Source organism: Sorangium sp. So ce1335, assembly GCF_051521615.1.
GTDB lineage: Bacteria > Myxococcota_A > Polyangia > Polyangiales > Polyangiaceae > Sorangium.
The window spans coordinates 11,060,206-11,077,038 of sequence record NZ_CP150363.1; the positions used below are offsets into that span (position 1 = coordinate 11,060,206).

Consider the following 16,833-nt stretch of genomic DNA (forward strand, 5'->3'; position numbering starts at 1 on the left):
AGGAGATCACGAGATCCGGGCGCGCGGAGGCAAATGCATCTTCGCGCCGCTGCTCGTCGCGCCCTCTCCTCTCGTGGGGTCCTGTAGCATGCGTTCATACGTCCTCGCTGCGCCCGACGCGGCTCGCTGCGGACACGCGGCCGGGCCGGAAGCGAGCACGCGTGAACGGCGCATAACGTCGCGACACGCGGTCGTAACGGTTATGTCGTGGAGGATTCGGTCACGGCCACGGCGGAGCATTCCGGCCCCGGACGAGGATTCCGCTCCTGCGAGCGCGCGGAAACACACGGATGCACAAACGTGCCGACGCGGGCGGCGCTGAGCAGACCGGGCGCAGCGCGGCCGTCTCCCTGGGACGGCGCGATCGATTGCGTCGACGCTGCGCGCGGCCCGCGTTTTTCTGGATCCGGAGGGGAGCTCCACGTTCCGAGGACACCTGAGCTCGCCACGACCGCAGCGCTGGGCCGCGTCGCGGCGGGAGCTCCGCGCGGTCGAGAGCGCGCGGGCCACGCCTCGTATCGTCTTTTTGCCGCGCGCCGGGCGCGACGTGGAGTGCGAGCCGCCGATTCCGCGTGAAAGCAGCGCCGCGGCGCGCGCGCCACGCGCGTCGCCGGGATCCAACTTGCTCGAATCGCGGAGAAGTCCCCAAGGGCGCGCAGATCCGAGGAGCGCCTATTTCGCGGACGCAGCCCGCGAATCCGCGCGGGCTCGGAGCGGCAACCTATGCACAGGCGAGCGAGGCACACACCCTGCTCAGGGGTAAGCCAAGGTGTTCGGGGGCCGCAAGGCCAGGCATGGACACCGGGGAGGACCAATGATCTCGATTCACGGCAAGATGATGGGTCTCGCGATGGTGCTGGCGCTCGGGGCCGGGTGCGCGGCGGGCGCGGACGAGGAGATCGATATGGACGCGATGGAGCTCGACGAGGAGAGCGTCGACTCCACTTCCGAGGCGCTGGAAGAGGCCGAGCGCGGCGGGTACGCGGCTCAGTCGCAGGTCCAGGTCGGCCAGATGGGGCCCAGCAAGCTCGGCCTGCCCCCGAGCAAGGGTCTGCCCTCGAAGGGCCCGATGCTGCCCAGCAAGGGCCAGCTCGGCCCCAGCAAGGGCGAGCTCGCGCCCAGCAAGGCCGAGTTCCCGACCAAGGGCAGCCTCCCGACGAAGGGTCTCCCGACCAAGGGCTACCCGACCAAGGGCGAGTACTCGCAGCAAGGCCCGGCGCAGATCGGCCAATCCTCGGTGGGCCAGATGGGCCTCTCGGAGGCGCAGGTCGGCCAGGCGCAGATCGGCCAGGCGCAGATCGGCCAGGCGCAGATCGGCCAGGCGCAGATCGGCCAGGCGCAGATCGGCCAGGTCAGCGTCGGCCAGGTCAGCGTCGGGCAGACGGGCCTCGTGGGGCAGCAGACCAGCCAGCGTGAGGGGCGCTTCTTCGGCTGGGGTGGCGGCTTCGGCGGCTGCGGCCTCGGCGGCTTCGGCGGCTGCGGCTTCGGTGGTCTGACGACGGTCACGACCGCTATCACGAGCGTCATCCCGACCTTCGGCGGCTTCGGCGGCTGCGGCCTCGGCTTCGGCGGCTGCGGCCTCGGCGGCTTCGGCGGCTGCTGGTGAGCTTGACCTGACCGCATCGCGCCGGACGGCGCCAGAGGCTCCGCGTCCCTGGATCCCGCGGCGCCGCTCCGGCCCTCCTCTTTGATGGACTCCCGAGCGTCGGCGGCCCGGGGTTGGATATCCCGGGCCGCCGGCGGCTCCCTCTCCCCTCTCGGGCTCGCGCGGAAGCCCCCCCACCGGCCACGGTGGGAGCGCGCGAGCCCCTCTTTCTCCCCGTCAGTCTTCCCGTCAGCCGCCCTGCCCCAGCGCGCGATCCAGGTAGAACGCCGCGCTCACGAGGCCGAGGTGGGTGAACGCCTGGGGGAAGTTGCCGAGCAGCTCTCCGCTCGGCCCGATCTGCTCGGAGTACAGGCCGAGGTGGTTGGCGTAGGTGAGCATCTTCTCGAAGATGAAGCGCGCGTCGTCGAGGCGGCCCGCGCGCGCCAGGGCCTCGACGAGCCAGAAGGTGCAGATGCTGAACGTGCCCTCCTTGCCGTCCAGGCCGTCGCCGGCGCCCGTGCCGAGCTCGTAGCGGTGGACGAGCGTGTCGCTCGCGAGCTCGGCGAGCGTTCGATCGATCGTGCCGAGCATGCGCGGGTCGGTGGGGGAGATGAAGCGCATGAGCGACATGAGCAGGTTGCTCGCGTCGAGCGCGTGCGAGCCGAACGACTGCACGAACGTGCGCCGCTCCGCGTCCCAGCCGCGCGTCATGATCGCCTCGTAGATCTCGTCGCGCGCGCGGACGACGCGCTGCCTGTCGAGCGGCATCGAGCGCTTGTCGGCGAGCCGCAGGGTCCTGTCGAGCGCGACCCAGCACTGGAGCTTCGAGTAGACGAACTGGCGCTTGCCGCCCCGCACCTCCCAGATGCTCTCGTCCTCCCTGTCCCAGTGCTCGCAGACCCAGTAGGCCATGCGCCGGTGCTCGCGCCAGAAGTCGTAGGAGATGGGCGAGCCGTACTTGTCGAACAGGTACACCGAGTCGATGAGCTCGCCGTAGATGTCGAGCTGGAGCTGCTCCGTCGCGCCGTTGCCGACCCGGACCGGCCCCGAGCCGCGGTAGCCATCGAGGTGGGTCAGCGCGAGCTCGGGCAGCTCGTGGCGCCCGTCGATGCCGTACATGAGCTGGAGCGGCCCGGTGGGGCCGTCCTCCTCGGAGACGCGGGCGCTCAGCCATTCCATGAACCGCGCGGCCTCCTCGGTGTAGCCGAGCCGGAGGAACGCGTAGAGGGTGAACGCGGCGTCGCGCACCCAGACGTAGCGGTAATCCCAGTTGCGGACGCCGCCGATCTCCTCGGGCAGGCTCGTCGTCGCCGCGGCGACGATGGCGCCGGTCGGCTCGAACGTGAGCAGCTTGAGGACGAGCGCCGAGCGGTCGACCATCTCGCGCCAGCGCCCCTTGTAGCGCGACTTGCCGAGCCACTGCCGCCAGAAGGTGACCGTGCGCCGGAGGGCCTCGTCGCCGTTGATCGGCGTCGAGAGGAGGTCGGCGTTGGTGGTCCAGTCCTCGACCTGGCGCAGCGAGAACGTGGCCGACTCGCCGGGCTGCAGCACGAAGTCGGCGACGACGCCGCCGGCGCCGTCGGGGAGCAGCGGGACCGGGCTGATCAGGGCGAGGTCGAGGCCGTCGGAGTCGAAGACGGCGCCGCGCGGGTCGTCGAGGAGGACGCGGTGGGGCCGGCGGGCGAAGTCGATCGCGGGGCGGCAGGCGAGCCGGAAGCGCACCTCGCCGCGGACGGCGCGGGCGACGCGGACGATCTGGTGCATCCCGCGGCGGTAGGCGCCGTACGTGTCCCTGTGGATCGGCATGAAGTCGCAGACCTCGCCGACGCCCTCGGCGTCGAGGAACCGCGTGAGGAGCACGTTCGTGTCCGGCAGGTACATCTGCTTGCGCGACGCGCCGTGCGCCGCGGCGAGCGAGAAGCTGCCCCCCTGCCTGTCGTCGAGGATGGCCGCGAAGACGCTCGGCGAGTCGAAGTGGGGGAGACAGCACCAGTCGATGGAGCCATCCATTCCGACCAGCGCGACGGAGTGCATGTCGCCGATGACGCCGTAGGACTCGATGGGCTTGTAGGGCATCGCCTCTCCATAGCGCCCGCCCAGCCGAGAGGAACCACCCGACGACAAATCGGGAATGTTGGATATCTCACGATCGCGGCGGCAGCCGCGAGAGCTTCCGCTGGAGCGAGCGCCGGTGCATCCGGAGCTTGCGCGCCGCCTCGGAGATGTTGCCCTCGCTGTCCGCGAGCACGCGCTGGAGGTACTCCCACTCGACCCGCTCGAGCGACGGCAGGTCCTCGTCGCCGCCCGCGGCCGGGGCGAAGCCGAGCAGCGACCGCGCGCACCGGGCCGCGTCCACCGGCTTCGTCAGGTAGTCGACGGCCCCGGCGCGGATCGCCGCCACCGCGTTGGCGATGGTGCCGTAGCCGGTGAACACGACGATGCGGATGCCGTCATCCATGCTCCGCAGCGTCCCGACGAGCTCGATGCCGCTCTGCCCCGGCATCCGCACGTCGACGAGCGCGTACTCGAACACGTGCTCGCGCGCCATCGCCGTGGCCTCCTCGGCGCTGCCGGCCAGGTGCACGGCGAAGCCGTTCCTGCCGAGCGCCTGGCCGAGCGCGGTCCGGAAGGTCGCGTCGTCGTCGACGATGAGCAGCGTCGGCTCCGAGGCGGGCTCCAGGGCACGCTCCGCGCTCATGAGTCCACCGGCGCGAGGCGCAGGGCGACCCGCGTGCCGCGCGCGACGCCTGCGCCGCTCGCGCCGCCTGCGCCGTTCACGTCCGTCACGTTCGTCACGTTCGATTCCTGCCTCGACGAGACCGTGAGGCGCCCTCCGACCTGCTCGATGAGCGTCCGCACGAGGTAGAGCCCGAGGCCCATGCCCTCGCCGGGGGCCTTCGTCGTCACGAACGGCTCGCCGAGCCGCCCCTCGAGGCCCGGCGGGACGCCCACCCCGCCGTCCTCGACGCTGATCACCGGCGCGCCGCCCTCGTCGCCGACCGTGACGACGATCGGCGCTGCGGGGGTCGGGCTCGGCCCGAGCGCCTCGAGCGCGTTGTCGAGCAGGGCGAACAGCGCCGCCTCGATGTCGGCCGCGTCGAGCGGCACCGTGCGGCGCCGCTGGAGGTCGCCGCGCACCTCGACAGCGACCCCGGGGTGCGCCGCCTGCCACGCCGCGACGCCGCGGAGCGTCGCCTCGCCGACGTCGACCCCGGCGCGCAGCGCGTCGGCCCGGACGTCCGCCCGCATGCGCGCGATGACGACGCGGCAGCGCTCGACCTGCTCCGCGATCGTGCGGGCGCGGCGACGCGCGGCGTCGCTCGAGGCGGGGTCGTGGAGGCCCTCCTCGGCGAGCACCGCGATCGTGCCGAGCGGGGTGCCGAGCTCGTGGGCGGTGCCGGCCGCGAGCGCGCCGAGCGCCTGGAACCGCGAGGCCTCCTCCGCGCGCCGGCGCAGCGCCGCGTTCTCCGCCGCGCTCTCGTCGAGCGCGCGGCGGACCTTGAGCAGGACGTGGGCGACGAGCGCAGCGCTCAGCACGAAGGCGAGCAGCATCCCGTAGAGGTGGGCCGAGAAGGCGCCGTGCTCCGGGTGGCTCGGGCAGCAAGCGCCGGCGGGGAGCGCGAAGAGCGCCGCGAAGAGGCACGCCGCGAGCGCCGCGAGCGCGAACGTCGTCCGCGCCGGCAGGAGCGCCGCGGCGAGCGCGACGTGCACGAAGAAGAGCGCGCTGAACGGGTTTCCCGCGCCGCCCGACGCGGCGAGGACCCCGGCGATGGCGACGAGGTCGAGCGCGACGACGCCGGCGACGAGCGCGCTCTCGGGCCCCCGCTCGGCCCGCGCGCGCCGGCCGAGGGGGAGGTTGAGCGCGGCGGCCAGCGCCAGGATGGGCACCGCGATCGCGTACTGGACGTGGTAGCCGAACAGCGCCTCGTCGACGATCAGCGTCGCCGCGAGCAGCGCGAACACGGCCCACCGCAGGCCGACGAGCCACCGGAGGACGACGCCGCCGGCCGGCGCCCGCTCAAGAGAAGCCTCGTGCGTCACGGAGGGACTATACCGCGAAAGCCGCGGGCGCCCCGCTCACCTCGGCTTCAGGACGGCGAACAGCGCGCGCGGGGGCGGCTCCCGGGGCCCATGGTAGACGGTCTCCTCGGCGGAGAGGACCTCGAAGTCCGCGCCGAAGATCTCGCGGAGCAGCTCGGGCGTGAACCGGTAAGGCCCCTGATCGAACGGCTCCAGCACGCTGAAGCACTTGAGAAACAGGTGCCCTCCGGGCGCGACAAGCCGCTTCAGCGTGCGGACGTAATCGGCCCTGCGCTCCGGCGGGAGGCAGTGGAAGCAGCCGCGATCGAAGACGACGTCGAACCGGTCGTCGAGCTTGCTGTCCAGGATGTCGTCCTGCACGAAGCGCGCGGCGAGCCCGCGCTGCGTCGCCTGCGCCGCCTTCGCCGCGGCCTGCTCGATGGCGGCGTGGGAGAGATCGGTGCCGGTGACGTCGAACCCGCGCTCGGCCAGCGCCAACGCCTGCGTGGCCGGGCCCGTGCCGAGGTCGAGCGCCCGTCCCTGCGCGATCTGCAGCCGCTCGAGCGCCCGCTCGAGGTCGGGATCCAGGCTCGCGTGGTACCAGGGCATGCTCTCTGCCGGGGTGCTTCGATACAGCTCTTGCCAGTCCGGGAAGTTCCGCTCGTCGCTCATGTCCCCTTTATAATCCGCGCGGGCGGCGCTGCACCTCGACGTTCTCGTGTAGGCTCCGGCGCGGGCGCAGGAGCAGAGGAGCAGGGCGGTGAGGATCACGTGCGTGGGCGGCGGGCCGGCGGGCCTCTACTTCGCGCTGCTGGCGAAGCAGCGAGACCCCCTGCGCGAGGTCGTCGTCGTGGAGCGGAACCGGCCCGACGACACGTTCGGCTTCGGCGTCGTGTTCTCGGACGCGACGCTCGACAACCTCGAGGGCGCCGACCGCCCGAGCTACGACGCGATCCGGGGCAGCCTCGCCCACTGGGACGAGCTCCACGCGCACTACCGCGGGCGCGTCCTCGTCTCGAAGGGGCACGGCTTCAGCGGCCTGTCGCGCCGGAGGCTGCTCGCCATCCTCCAGGAGCGGGCGCGGGAGCTCGGCGTCGTGCTGCGCTTCGAGGAGGAGGTCCTGGACCCGGACGAGCTCGTGTCCGGCAGCGACCTCGTCGTCGCGGCCGACGGGGTGAACAGCCGCATCCGCGAGCGCTTCGCCGACCGGTTCGGACCCCGCATCGACGTCCGGCCGAACCGCTTCGTGTGGCTCGGAACGACGTTCCCGTTCGACGCGTTCACCTTCTACTTCGAGGAGAACCGCCACGGCCTCTTCCGGGTGCACGCGTACCGCTACGAGCCCGATCGCTCGACGTTCATCGTCGAGTGCCGGGAGGAGACGTTCCAGCGGGCGGGCCTCGAGCACGCGGGCGAGGACGGGACGATCGCGTACTTCGAGGAGCTCTTCGCCGACAAGCTGCGGGGACACCGGCTGCTGAAGAACCGGAGCGTGTGGCGGAGCTTCCCGACGGTGCACAACGAGCGCTGGAGCGCGGGCAACGTGGTGCTGCTCGGGGACGCCGCGCACACGGCGCACTTCTCTATCGGCTCGGGGACGAAGCTCGCGCTCGAGGACGCGATGGCGCTCGTCGACAGCCTGGGGCGGCACCCGCGCGTGCCGGAGGCGCTCGCCGCCTACGAGGCGGAGCGCAAGCCGAAGGTGCTCGCGTTCCAGCGGGCCGCGCAGGTGAGCCTGCAGTGGTTCGAGAACACGGAGCGCTACATGGGCCTCGACCCGGTGGAGTTCATGTTCAGCCTGCTGACGCGGAGCCTGCGGGTGACGCACGAGGGGCTGAAGGCGCGCGATCCGGCGTTCGTGCGGGAGGTCGACGCGCACGTCGCGCAGAAGGCCGAGGCGCAGTCGGGCGCGCGCATCGCCTCCGTCCCCGGAGGCGGCGGGGGCCCGCCGCCGCCCATGTTCACGCCGTTCCGGCTGCGGTCGCTCGTGCTGGACAACCGCGTCGTCGTGTCGCCGATGTGCCAGTACTCGGCGGACGGCGGACGGATCGACGACTGGCACCTCGTCCACCTCGGGAGCCGGGCGCTCGGCGGGGCGGGGCTCGTGATCACCGAGATGACGGACGTGAGCGCCGAGGGGCGCATCACGCCGGGCTGCGCGGGGCTCTACAGGGCCGACCACGCCGAGGGCTGGCGGCGGGTCGTCGAGTTCGTCCACGCGCGCTCGCGGGCCAAGATCGGCGTCCAGCTGGCGCACGCGGGGCGCAAGGGCGCGACGAAGCGGCTCTGGGAGGGCGCGGACGAGCCGCTCGAGGAGGGCGCCTGGCCGCTGCTCAGCGCCTCGGCGGTGCCGTACCTTGCGCACAGCCAGGTGCCGCGGGCGATGGATCGCGGGGACATGGACCAGGTGACCTCGGATTTCGTGCGGGCGGCGCGGCGCGCCGACGAGGCCGGGTTCGACCTGATCGAGCTTCACTGCGCGCACGGGTACCTGCTGTCGAGCTTCATCTCGCCGCTGACGAACCGGCGCACGGACGCCTACGGCGGCCCGATCGAGAACCGGATGCGCTACCCGCTCGAGGTGTTCGACGCGGTGCGCGCGGCGTGGCCCGAGGACAAGCCGATGAGCGTGCGCATCTCCGCGACCGACTGGGCGCCGGGCGGGCTCACGACGGACGATCTCGTCGCGCTCTCGGTGATGCTCCGGGAGCACGGCGCCGACATCATCCATGTCTCGGCGGGGCAGACGGACCCGTCCGGCAAGCCCGAGTACGGGCGGCTGTTCCAGACGCCGCTCTCGGAGCTCGTGCGGCTCTCGGCCAAGGTGCCGACGATCGCGGTGGGCAACATCCAGAGCTACGCGGACGTGAACAGCATCATCGCGGCCGGCAGGGCGGACCTGTGCGCGCTCGCGCGGGCGCACCTCTACGACCCGTACTGGACGCGGCACGCGGCCGCGGAGCAGGGCTTCGACATGGAGTGGCCGCCCCAGTACAGGTCGGTCGAGAGGTACACGCTGCGCATGCGGTGACCTGTCCGGGCGAGGCCCGCGGCCCCGGGCCGCGCGGGGCGACACGGCGGCGCGAGCGAAAGCGAAAAAAAAAGTTGAGGCCGGGCCTTGATCCTCACGCTACGTGAGGACCTAGCCTCCGGGGCATGGACGTCCTCCCCCGCCCTGGAAACAGGGGAAGCACCATGCGTTCAGCACCGTTGAAAGTCGGCGACCTCGCCAGGCAGACCGGCCTCTCCGTCCGCACGCTCCACTACTACGAGGAGATCGGGCTGCTGTCTCCGTCGCATCGCACCGCGTCGGGGCACCGGATGTACTCGGCGGGCGATGTCGCCAGGCTCCAGCAGATCAAGTCGTTGCGCGAGCTCGGCTTCAGCCTGGAGCAGATCAGCGGGTGTCTGGACAAGGAGGGTTTCTCTCCGCTCCAGACCATCGAGCTGCACCTCGGGCGGCTGCGCGAGCAGATCGCGCTGGAGCAGAAGCTCTGCGCGCGGCTCGAGGGGCTGGCCCATGTGCTCCGGGCGGGGAAGGACGTCTCTGTGGAGCAGCTCCTTCAAACCATCGAGGTGATGACCATGATCGAGAAGTACTACACCCCAGAGCAGCTCGCGGAGCTCAAGCAGCGGGCGGACGCGCTCGGCCCGGAGAAGATGCGGGAGGCGGAGAACGCGTGGAAGACGATCTACGATGACATGCGGGCGGAGATGCAGAAGGGCTCCGATCCGAAGAGCGAGCCGGTGCAGCAGATCGTGAGGCGCATGCGGGAGCTCATCGACGCGTTCACGGGGAAGAACCCCGGGATCGAGCGATCGCTGAACAGGATGTACCAGGAGGAGCCGTCGATGAAGAGCCAGCCCGGGATGGATCCGGCGTTGCACGAGTTCATCGGGAAGGCGATGAGCTAGAGCGCTGGGCGTCGCTGACATCACAGGCGATTTCAGACGCCTTGAGGGCGCCGGCGAGGGGCCGTGCCTCACGCGGCGCGACGGCTGGCCCGGCACCATGGCCGGGTCAGCCGGTCAGCCGCTGTGGCGGGAGCGGGCCAGAGCCAGCCCGCCGAGGACCACGCCGAGCACCCCCAGCACGAGGGCCACGATGGCCCCACCTCGCCCGTTGCCGGTGCCGATACCACCGGCGGAGGTGGCCAGGTGCAGCCCAGCGAGGAACATGCCGATCGGCCCCAGCACCAGGGCCGCGATGGCCCCACCTCGCCCGTCGCCGTCGCCGATGCGACCGACGGAGCGGGCCAGGGCCAGCCCGCCGAGGGCGACGCCGAGGAGCGCCACCACCGCGGCCACGGTGGCCCCGGCGCGCCCGGAGCCGGTGCCGATGACCCCCTGCGCGGCCGCAGGTGCGGCAAGCCCGACCCCCCCGAGCAGGGCCGCTGCTGCGGCGGCGACTCGGATCACCGATCGGGTGCGCGCCATGGAGCTCTTTCTTGCCCCGAGCCCCCTGACGGTCTCGCACGGCCGTGCGGCCGCCTGCGGACCTACTTCGCACGTCTTCCGAGGATCGCCGGGCTTCGTGTCAACGTGGAGCGAGCATTGCGTCATGACCCACGTCTATCCACGGCGGGCAACCCGGTCTTGGACGAATTGGAAATGGTCGGGCTCGTCGCCGGTCGCGCCGCGGTGCGTCCGGCGCCGCGCCGAGCCCTCGCGGTCACCGGGTCAGGACACGTCGAGGTCGCGCGCGCTGCCGGCCCCCTCCCCGCGCGCCCTCCGGCGCGGCTGACGCGGCGATGGCGATGTGGTGCAACCTGACGCGTTCGCTGGACGACCTGGCGATGAGCGCGGTCGGCGAATCACCGGAGAGCGCCACGAACTCGCGGATCAGGTGCGGCTGATCGCAGAACCCTGACGCGGCGGCGAGCCGGGCCCAGTCGGGGTCGCGCTCCCTCTCGGCCAGCGCGAGCGTCCGCCGAAAGCGTGTGATCCGAGCGAAGGCCTTCGGGGCGAGGCCGGTCTCGGCGGTGAACACGTCGATGAGCCGGCGGTGGCTGATGCCGAGCGTGGCCGCGACGTCGGCGACGCGCCTCGCGCCTCCCTCGAGCGCCGCGATTGCGTGCGGCACCAGGGGATGACCGGGGCGCGCATTCGAGAGGCGCTCGAGCAGCGCGCGCTCGAGCAGCGCGAAGCGAGCGCGCGGATCCGGCGCCGCGCACAGGCGCTCGCGGAGCTCCGCCGCCCGCTGCCCCCAGAGATCCGCGAGGTCGGCGTGCGTGTCGGTCAGCGCGCCGGGCGGCGCGCCGAGGAACGGCCACGCGCCGCCGGGGCGGAAGTGGACCCCGACCATGGACGCGTGCTCGCGTGTATCGACGCCGAAGGAGGACTGGTACGCGCCCGACACGACGGCACCGGAGTAGCGGCGAACGGCGGGGCCGTCGTGGATGCGAAGCGCGTCGCCATCGAGGTTGACGACCATCTGGAGGGTACCGGAGGGCAGGATGCGCTCGGCCGCGCGCGGCGGAGCTGCCGAGAGGTACCAGAGCTCGGCGACGTGCGCCGAAAGCGGCGGGCCCGGCACGTGGCGGACATACAGCACGTGGACAGGATGGCCGACAATCACGTCGCCGGCCACATCGCCGCGCCGCGGTCGCCCACGTCGGTCTGTCGCTGTCTCCGTCGTCGGGCAGCGCGCCGTCACGAGGTGCCGCCCGATCACCGGTCCCACGCCCCGGGAGCACAGGCGCTGACCCAGCTCGGGAAGCCGGCGACGTGACTTGCATCCGCGCGTCCGCGGCAGGTAGCTTGGTCGAGCCGCGAGCGACAAAACCCGGGTCGGTCGCCCGCGGCGTTGTACCCAGGAATCGCCTTTCTTTCGAGCGTGGCACTGGGTTTGCTCGGGGGCGTTCGCCCGACCGGTCGGGCGAGGAGGTCTTGGACGATGCGCAAGCTGTGGGCGGCTACGGTCATGGCGGCGGCGGCGCTGACAACAGCGCCACGCCCCGTCGAGGCGTGCGGTGGATTCTTCTGCGGACGACAGCCGGTGGACCAGACCGCGGAGCGGATCCTGTTCGCGACGAACGAGGACGGCTCGGTCACGATGGTGACGCAGATCCAGTATGCGGGCGCGGCGCCGGACTTCGCCTGGGTGGTCCCGCTCGCCGAGGTGCCGGCGGCGGACAGCCTTGCTGTGTTCCCGCAGCTCGCGCTCACCGCCCTCGATGCGGCGACGGGCCCGCAGTTCCAGTGGCCCAACGACCCGAGCTGCTCCCCCCCCGTGTTCGCCGGCGGGGGGCCCACGGCGGGCGGCACCGACGACGGCGGCGTCACGGTGCACATCCGGGAAGAGGTCGGGCCGTACGACGTGGCCGTGATCGAGTCGGCCGATCCCGCGGCGCTCGTCGACTGGCTTCGCCGCAACAGCTTTCGCGTCAACGACGCGATGGTGCCGTACATCCAGATCTACACGAGCGAGGGGATGAAGTTCCTCGCGCTGCGGCTCCAGCCGGACGCCGAGGTCAGCGACATCCAGCCGTTCCGCTTCACGCTCCCGTCGGGGTCGCCGTCGATCCCGATCCGGCTGACGGCGATCGCGGCCGAGCCGGAGATGGGCATCACCGTGATGATCCTCGGCGACCGGCGCTATGGGCCGGCCAACTGGCCGGACATCGAGATCGACGACGACCAGATCGTCTGGAGCCCGTACGCGTGGCCGGTGCAAACGAACTGGACCGCGCTCGTCGCGCGCGGCGTCGACGAGGCAGGCGGCCGTGGCTTCGTCACGGAGATGAGCGGACCGACGGCGGCCATTGCCGAGCAGGTCCGGAACACGATGAGCTCCGATGAGGCGCAGGTTGCCGCGCGCGACGCGCTGCTGCCGCTGCTGGAGAGCAACGCGACGATCACCCGGCTCTATACCCGCCTGTCGCCCGAGGAGATGACCGTCGATCCGATCTTCCGGCGCACCGACGGTCCCGAGGTATCGAACGTCCGCGTGCTCCCGCGCCACGTCGACGGCCGCGACCTGTGCGGGGGCGCTCCTGGCGGCGAGTCTGCCGCCGCGTCGCCGTGCGACTTTGCGGCGTGCGGCGCGGGCGGCCTGTGCCGCGTCGTCGGGGCCGCAGACGGCACCCAGCCTGTGGCCGCCTGCGCGTGCGTGCCCGGGACGACAGCGCGCACGACGTTCGATCCGTCGGGTCGGCCGACGGTGACCTGTCAGGACCTCCGCATGTCGTTCCTCAACCCGGGTGACCGGGCGCTCCCCGACGCGCCGCCGCTCGCGGATCCCTGTGCGACGTTCGATTGCGGCCCGAACGGCGAGTGCGTGCCCATGAACATGACGCCGACCTGCCGCTGTTCGGCGGGTTATGTGGCGGTGGGCGCCATCGCCGGCGACGGCAGCCGGGAGACGACCTGCGTGCTCCCCGACGAGCCCGTCCCCGCGTCCTTCTACGAAGGGCGCGTCCCGCAGCTGCCCGATTCGCTGCCGGGTGGCCGACCGGTCGACGTGCCGCCGCCCATCGTCGAGGCCACCTCGGGAGGCTGCAATGCCGGCAGCCATGCTGGCAGCGCCGGAGCCCTCGGCGGCGGGCTGCTCGGGCTGCTGCTCGCTGCGCGCCGCCGCCGGCGCTCCTAGGGTCCCGCGCCGTGACCTGCTCGACCTCCGCCGCCGGCTTCGTCGTGCTCCTCGCGCTCGCTCCTGGCTGCGTCGGCGGGGACGAGCCGCCGGCGCAGGGCGTCGCCGAGCTCGGCACCGGCGAATGGCAGTTCGAGCCGCTGGCCGACGGCCAGGAGGTCGAGCTCGCCCACGGCGCGCAGGGCGGCTGGCACCTGTGGACCAGCGTCCGGACGCGCGGCCTGGAGCCCGAGGGCGTCCTGCTCGAGGTCACGACGACCGTTATCGACGACCCCGCCTCGGCGACGACGAGCCGGGGGAGGATCAACTTCACGGAGCTCGAGGATGGCCGGTGCGAGTTCATCGGATGGCCGGCGGTGCTCGGCGAGCCAGCGTGTGCCGTCGGCCAACCGCTCCGGATCAGGGGGGTGGTGACCGACGCGCGAGGCACGGTTGCGACCGGCGAACGGCTGGTGCGCCCCCGATGGAACAGCGACGAAGCCTGCGCTGGGCGGCCGTAGGGCCCGCAGCCTGGCCTCCCCTCGGCTCGCAGGTTCGCCCGGACGCCCGTGCAGGAGCGCCGCCGCACCGCTGCGCATTCGTGGGCGCGCCGCTCGCGCGTCCTCGGCGCCGCGGGGCCGGATGCCGGGTTCTCGGGCATCGAGCGCCCGCTCTCGCCGCGCGAGGTCTTCTCGAGCTACGGCGCCGCTACTGCGTCACGCCGATCGAGTCGAGGAAGGCGTTGTACTCGTCGACCTTGTTCCACGGGACCACGTCGAGGCCGACGTTGAGCCGGCCAGGGTCGATCATCCGAGGCGCGAGGATCGCCTTGGTGGCGTCGAGCCCGATGATCTTGATGCTGTAGAGGATGTAGGGCACGAGGTACCCCGCGTAATACTGCCGCTGGGTGTGCGTCGCCTTGATGAGCCCCTGGCGCATGTACTCGACGGTCCTCGGCTCGAAGTCGAAGGCGACGACGGGGAGCTCCGTCGCGCCCGCGGCCTCCGCGGCCATCGCGCACCGGTACGAGACGTTGTGCAGGCCGAGCAACCCCACGACGGGCGGGTCCGCGGTCTCGATCTGGGCCTTCATCGCTTCGACGTCAGCGGCCTCCCCCTGCGGGGACCAGAGGATCGGACGCACGACGACCGTGTAACCGGCGCCCTCGAGGACGCCCCGAGCCCCCTTCATTCGATTCATCCCGTCGGCCCAGGACGGGTCGTCGGCGCCGTGGATCACCACCGTGCCCGGCGCCGGGGGCAGCAACGCGAGCAGGGTCTGTCCTGCCGTGACGCCGGCCGAATCGCTCATGGTTCCGACATAGAGGGAACGCTCCGAGTCCTTCGCGTCGGTGTCGAGCGTCACCACGGGGACCCCGCCGGCGACCGCCTCATCGATGCCGGCCGAGATGGCGTCGCCGAAGGGCGAGACACCGATCCCTTCGGCGCCGTCCGCCACCGCCTGTCCAATCTGCTCCCCCTGGGCCTCCGCCCTCTGCTGCTGATCGATCCCCTGTCGGCTGGGCCCGACGACGTTCCCCGTGACCCCGAGCTCGCCCATCGCGCGGTTCGCCCCCGTGGTGATCGGCGTGAAGAACCCGCCGATCTCCTTCAGCAGGATCGCCATCTGCATGGGCTCGATGCCGGCCTCGTTGACCTCGGCGACGAGCGCGTCGAGCGTCTCCTCGATCTCGTCCGCGGTGAACTCGCTCTTGGGCGTCGGCAGGCGCTTGATGGACGAGGCTTTCTCGCCCTCGCCGGTGGTGTCGCCCGATCCGCATGCCGCCGCCATCAGCGCGAGCCCGAAGGCCGCCACCCAGCGTCGTCCTGTCGTGTTCATGTCCCCCCTCATGCTCCGTGGTTCGTCCTGTCGTACGCAGCATCCTTGCGTGAAGCGCCATGTCGCGGCGGGCTCATCGCCCGCCGAAGCAGCTGACACGCCCGCTCGATGGAGGCGATGCGGCGCGGCATGCACCCGAAGGTACATTCTTCCCCCGCGGGATACGCCATCACATCGAGCTTCGTTCTGTCAAGGCCACATGAGCGCAAGCGACGAGTCCTGGAGCGGAGACTCACACATCGATACAATACAGGGCACACCAACCGATACCGGTCCTCGCACATCGCGATGTTTGTCCCACGTCGGCGGACACGATCACCACCGGGACCGACGGCGCGCCGTTCTCCGCCTTACGCCACGCATCGCTGTGCTGCCCGGTGTCGTCCGGACGCAGGGTCGTGGCTGACAGACGGTTCGGGATGGAATAGAGCGTGGGTGGAGCGTGGGACGATGAACGACGAACAGAGCTTGAAGGCCATCGAACGCGAGAACACGGCGCTGCGCAAGCGGGTGGCCGAGCTCGAGGCTGCTCAGGCGAAGCTGGAGGCGCTCTGCTCATTGAGCCCGGCGTTCATCGCCCTGATCGACCGCGACGGGATCCTCCGGGAGATGTTCGCGACGCCCGTCACCCCTGCCGAGATGGCCAGGGAAGGGGCCGCCGTGCCGATGGCCTCGGTGGTCCGGAAAGACTACGTCGAGCGCTGCATCGCGGTCATCCGGGGGTCGATCGACCAGGGGACGATCGGGAGCCTGGACTACCCCATCCACGTCGGCCCGCACGAGGTGTGGTGTCAGGCCACATGCAAGCCGTTCTCGGACGACACCGTCTTCTGGGTCGCGCGCGACATCACGGCGCAGCGCCAGCTCGCGCTCGCCCAGGCGGAGCTGCGCGATTTCCAGGCGCTCGTCGAGAGCGCGCCCGACGGCGTCTGCCTCGCCTCCCAGGACGGCGCCCTCTTCTATGCCAACCACGCCTTCCGCGCCATGACGGGTCACGGCGACGCCACCCCAGGAAAGCGCCTCTTCGACCTGTACGCAGACGAGCAGCACCAGCTCGACGGCATCGTCCAGCGCTGCTTCGAGCACGGGTCCTGGCAAGGCACCCTCGCCCTCTCCCACCACGACGGACGCGCCATCCCCTGCCAGGTCTCCATGGTCGCGCTCGCCGGGCAGGCAGGGCGGCCTCCGGCCGTCGCCACCATCGCGCGCGACTTGACCCCCATCCACGACGCCGAGCGCGAGCGCCTCGCCCTCCAGGAGCAGGTCATCCAGGCACAGCAGGACGCCCTGCGCGAGCTGTCCACGCCCCTCGTCCCCCTCGCCGAGGGCGTCGTCGCCGTGCCCCTCATCGGCGCACTCGACCGCTCCCGCGCCCAGCAGGCCATGGAGAAGCTCCTGGACGGCATCGTCCAGCACCAGTTCCACACCGCCATCCTCGACGTCACCGGCGTCAAGGACGTCGACGCGGAGTCCGCCGACGCCCTGCTGCGCATCGCGCGCGCCGCCCGCCTGCTCGGCGCGCAGCTCGTCCTCACCGGCATCGGCCCGGACACCGCGCAGACCCTCGTCGACCTCGGCGTCGACCTCTCCGGCATCACCACCCGCAGCACCCTCCAGAGCGCCATCGCCCACGCCCTCGCCCCGCGCGCCGGAAAGGCGGCCGGCCCACGATCGCGCGCGTCGTGATGTGACCTTTGTGCCGCGTGGGGCAATTCGCGCCACGCGCGGAGGTCGGGCCGGCAAGCGCACGGCGCCAGCGGCGGTCCCCGGCGGGGCGCGGGCACGCCCGGAGCTCCCGTGTCCGTCCAACCGCCGCCGC

Annotated in this window: 13 protein-coding genes; 6 read left to right on the forward strand and 7 right to left on the reverse strand. The window is 71.9% G+C overall.

What is annotated here, in order from left to right:
• The first annotated feature begins 814 nt into the window (after positions 1 to 814).
• Positions 815 to 1,606, forward strand: a complete 792-nt coding sequence (locus WMF24_RS41445) for a hypothetical protein (protein WP_437732979.1) — start codon at positions 815 to 817, stop codon at positions 1,604 to 1,606.
• Between the two features lie 228 nt (positions 1,607 to 1,834).
• Here the strand turns inward: WMF24_RS41445 and WMF24_RS41450 are convergent, their stop codons facing one another.
• The 4 genes from WMF24_RS41450 to WMF24_RS41465 all read right to left on the reverse strand — a co-directional run bounded on the left by WMF24_RS41450 (position 1,835) and on the right by WMF24_RS41465 (position 6,277).
• On the reverse strand, positions 1,835 to 3,661 hold the full coding sequence (locus WMF24_RS41450) for a glycoside hydrolase family 15 protein (RefSeq protein ID WP_437732980.1): 1,827 nt from the start codon (positions 3,659 to 3,661) through the stop codon (positions 1,835 to 1,837).
• 67 nt (positions 3,662 to 3,728) lie between these two features.
• A complete protein-coding gene (locus tag WMF24_RS41455; protein ID WP_437732981.1) occupies positions 3,729 to 4,283 on the reverse strand; it encodes a response regulator transcription factor in 555 nt (184 codons plus the stop codon).
• On the reverse strand, positions 4,280 to 5,626 hold the full coding sequence (locus WMF24_RS41460; protein ID WP_437732982.1) for a sensor histidine kinase: 1,347 nt from the start codon (positions 5,624 to 5,626) through the stop codon (positions 4,280 to 4,282). Before WMF24_RS41460 ends, WMF24_RS41455 begins: the two co-directional genes overlap by 4 nt.
• Before the next feature lie 36 nt (positions 5,627 to 5,662).
• Positions 5,663 to 6,277: a class I SAM-dependent methyltransferase gene (locus tag WMF24_RS41465; protein ID WP_437732983.1), complete on the reverse strand. Its 615-nt coding sequence runs from the start codon at positions 6,275 to 6,277 to the stop codon at positions 5,663 to 5,665.
• Between the two features lie 88 nt (positions 6,278 to 6,365).
• On the opposite strand from WMF24_RS41465, the gene WMF24_RS41470 reads away from it, so the two are divergent.
• Both WMF24_RS41470 and WMF24_RS41475 read left to right on the forward strand, forming a co-directional pair.
• Positions 6,366 to 8,636: a bifunctional salicylyl-CoA 5-hydroxylase/oxidoreductase gene (locus tag WMF24_RS41470; protein ID WP_437732984.1), complete on the forward strand. Its 2,271-nt coding sequence runs from the start codon at positions 6,366 to 6,368 to the stop codon at positions 8,634 to 8,636.
• 164 nt (positions 8,637 to 8,800) lie between these two features.
• A complete protein-coding gene (locus WMF24_RS41475; RefSeq protein ID WP_437732985.1) occupies positions 8,801 to 9,520 on the forward strand; it encodes a MerR family transcriptional regulator in 720 nt (239 codons plus the stop codon).
• A gap of 114 nt (positions 9,521 to 9,634) precedes the next feature.
• Here the strand turns inward: WMF24_RS41475 and WMF24_RS41480 are convergent, their stop codons facing one another.
• Positions 9,635 to 10,042 carry a DUF6223 family protein gene (locus WMF24_RS41480; protein WP_437732986.1) on the reverse strand — a complete coding sequence of 136 codons (408 nt, stop codon included), beginning with the start codon at positions 10,040 to 10,042 and terminating at the stop codon, positions 9,635 to 9,637.
• 235 nt (positions 10,043 to 10,277) lie between these two features.
• Entirely contained in the window at positions 10,278 to 11,183 is a 906-nt protein-coding gene (locus tag WMF24_RS41485) for an AraC family transcriptional regulator (protein WP_437732987.1), read from the reverse strand.
• A 318-nt stretch (positions 11,184 to 11,501) separates the two neighbouring features.
• Here WMF24_RS41485 and WMF24_RS41490 point away from each other — a divergent pair, with 318 nt between their 5' ends.
• Together WMF24_RS41490 and WMF24_RS41495 are read left to right on the forward strand one after the other, a co-directional pair.
• The gene (locus WMF24_RS41490; RefSeq protein WP_437732988.1) at positions 11,502 to 13,196 is read left to right on the forward strand and encodes a DUF2330 domain-containing protein; all 1,695 of its coding nucleotides are present in this window, start codon (positions 11,502 to 11,504) and stop codon (positions 13,194 to 13,196) included.
• Positions 13,197 to 13,207: 11 nt separating this feature from the next.
• On the forward strand, positions 13,208 to 13,696 hold the full coding sequence (locus tag WMF24_RS41495; RefSeq protein WP_437732989.1) for a hypothetical protein: 489 nt from the start codon (positions 13,208 to 13,210) through the stop codon (positions 13,694 to 13,696).
• A gap of 187 nt (positions 13,697 to 13,883) precedes the next feature.
• On the opposite strand, the gene WMF24_RS41500 is transcribed toward WMF24_RS41495, so the two are convergent.
• Positions 13,884 to 15,014 carry a substrate-binding domain-containing protein gene (locus WMF24_RS41500; protein ID WP_437732990.1) on the reverse strand — a complete coding sequence of 377 codons (1,131 nt, stop codon included), beginning with the start codon at positions 15,012 to 15,014 and terminating at the stop codon, positions 13,884 to 13,886.
• A gap of 450 nt (positions 15,015 to 15,464) precedes the next feature.
• Between WMF24_RS41500 and WMF24_RS41505 the strand changes: the two genes are divergently transcribed.
• Positions 15,465 to 16,700 carry a PAS domain S-box protein gene (locus WMF24_RS41505; protein ID WP_437732991.1) on the forward strand — a complete coding sequence of 412 codons (1,236 nt, stop codon included), beginning with the start codon at positions 15,465 to 15,467 and terminating at the stop codon, positions 16,698 to 16,700.
• Positions 16,701 to 16,833 lie beyond the last annotated feature (133 nt).

Coding starts and splice junctions, on each gene's coding strand:
- WMF24_RS41480 (WP_437732986.1), bottom strand. CDS start 10,042: ATGGCGCGCACCCGATCGGTGATCCGAGTCGCCGCCGCAGCAGCGGCC.
- WMF24_RS41465 (WP_437732983.1), bottom strand. CDS start 6,277: ATGAGCGACGAGCGGAACTTCCCGGACTGGCAAGAGCTGTATCGAAGC.
- WMF24_RS41505 (WP_437732991.1), top strand. CDS start 15,465: ATGAACGACGAACAGAGCTTGAAGGCCATCGAACGCGAGAACACGGCG.
- WMF24_RS41455 (WP_437732981.1), bottom strand. CDS start 4,283: ATGAGCGCGGAGCGTGCCCTGGAGCCCGCCTCGGAGCCGACGCTGCTC.
- WMF24_RS41445 (WP_437732979.1), top strand. CDS start 815: ATGATCTCGATTCACGGCAAGATGATGGGTCTCGCGATGGTGCTGGCG.
- WMF24_RS41475 (WP_437732985.1), top strand. CDS start 8,801: ATGCGTTCAGCACCGTTGAAAGTCGGCGACCTCGCCAGGCAGACCGGC.
- WMF24_RS41500 (WP_437732990.1), bottom strand. CDS start 15,014: ATGAACACGACAGGACGACGCTGGGTGGCGGCCTTCGGGCTCGCGCTG.
- WMF24_RS41490 (WP_437732988.1), top strand. CDS start 11,502: ATGCGCAAGCTGTGGGCGGCTACGGTCATGGCGGCGGCGGCGCTGACA.
- WMF24_RS41450 (WP_437732980.1), bottom strand. CDS start 3,661: ATGCCCTACAAGCCCATCGAGTCCTACGGCGTCATCGGCGACATGCAC.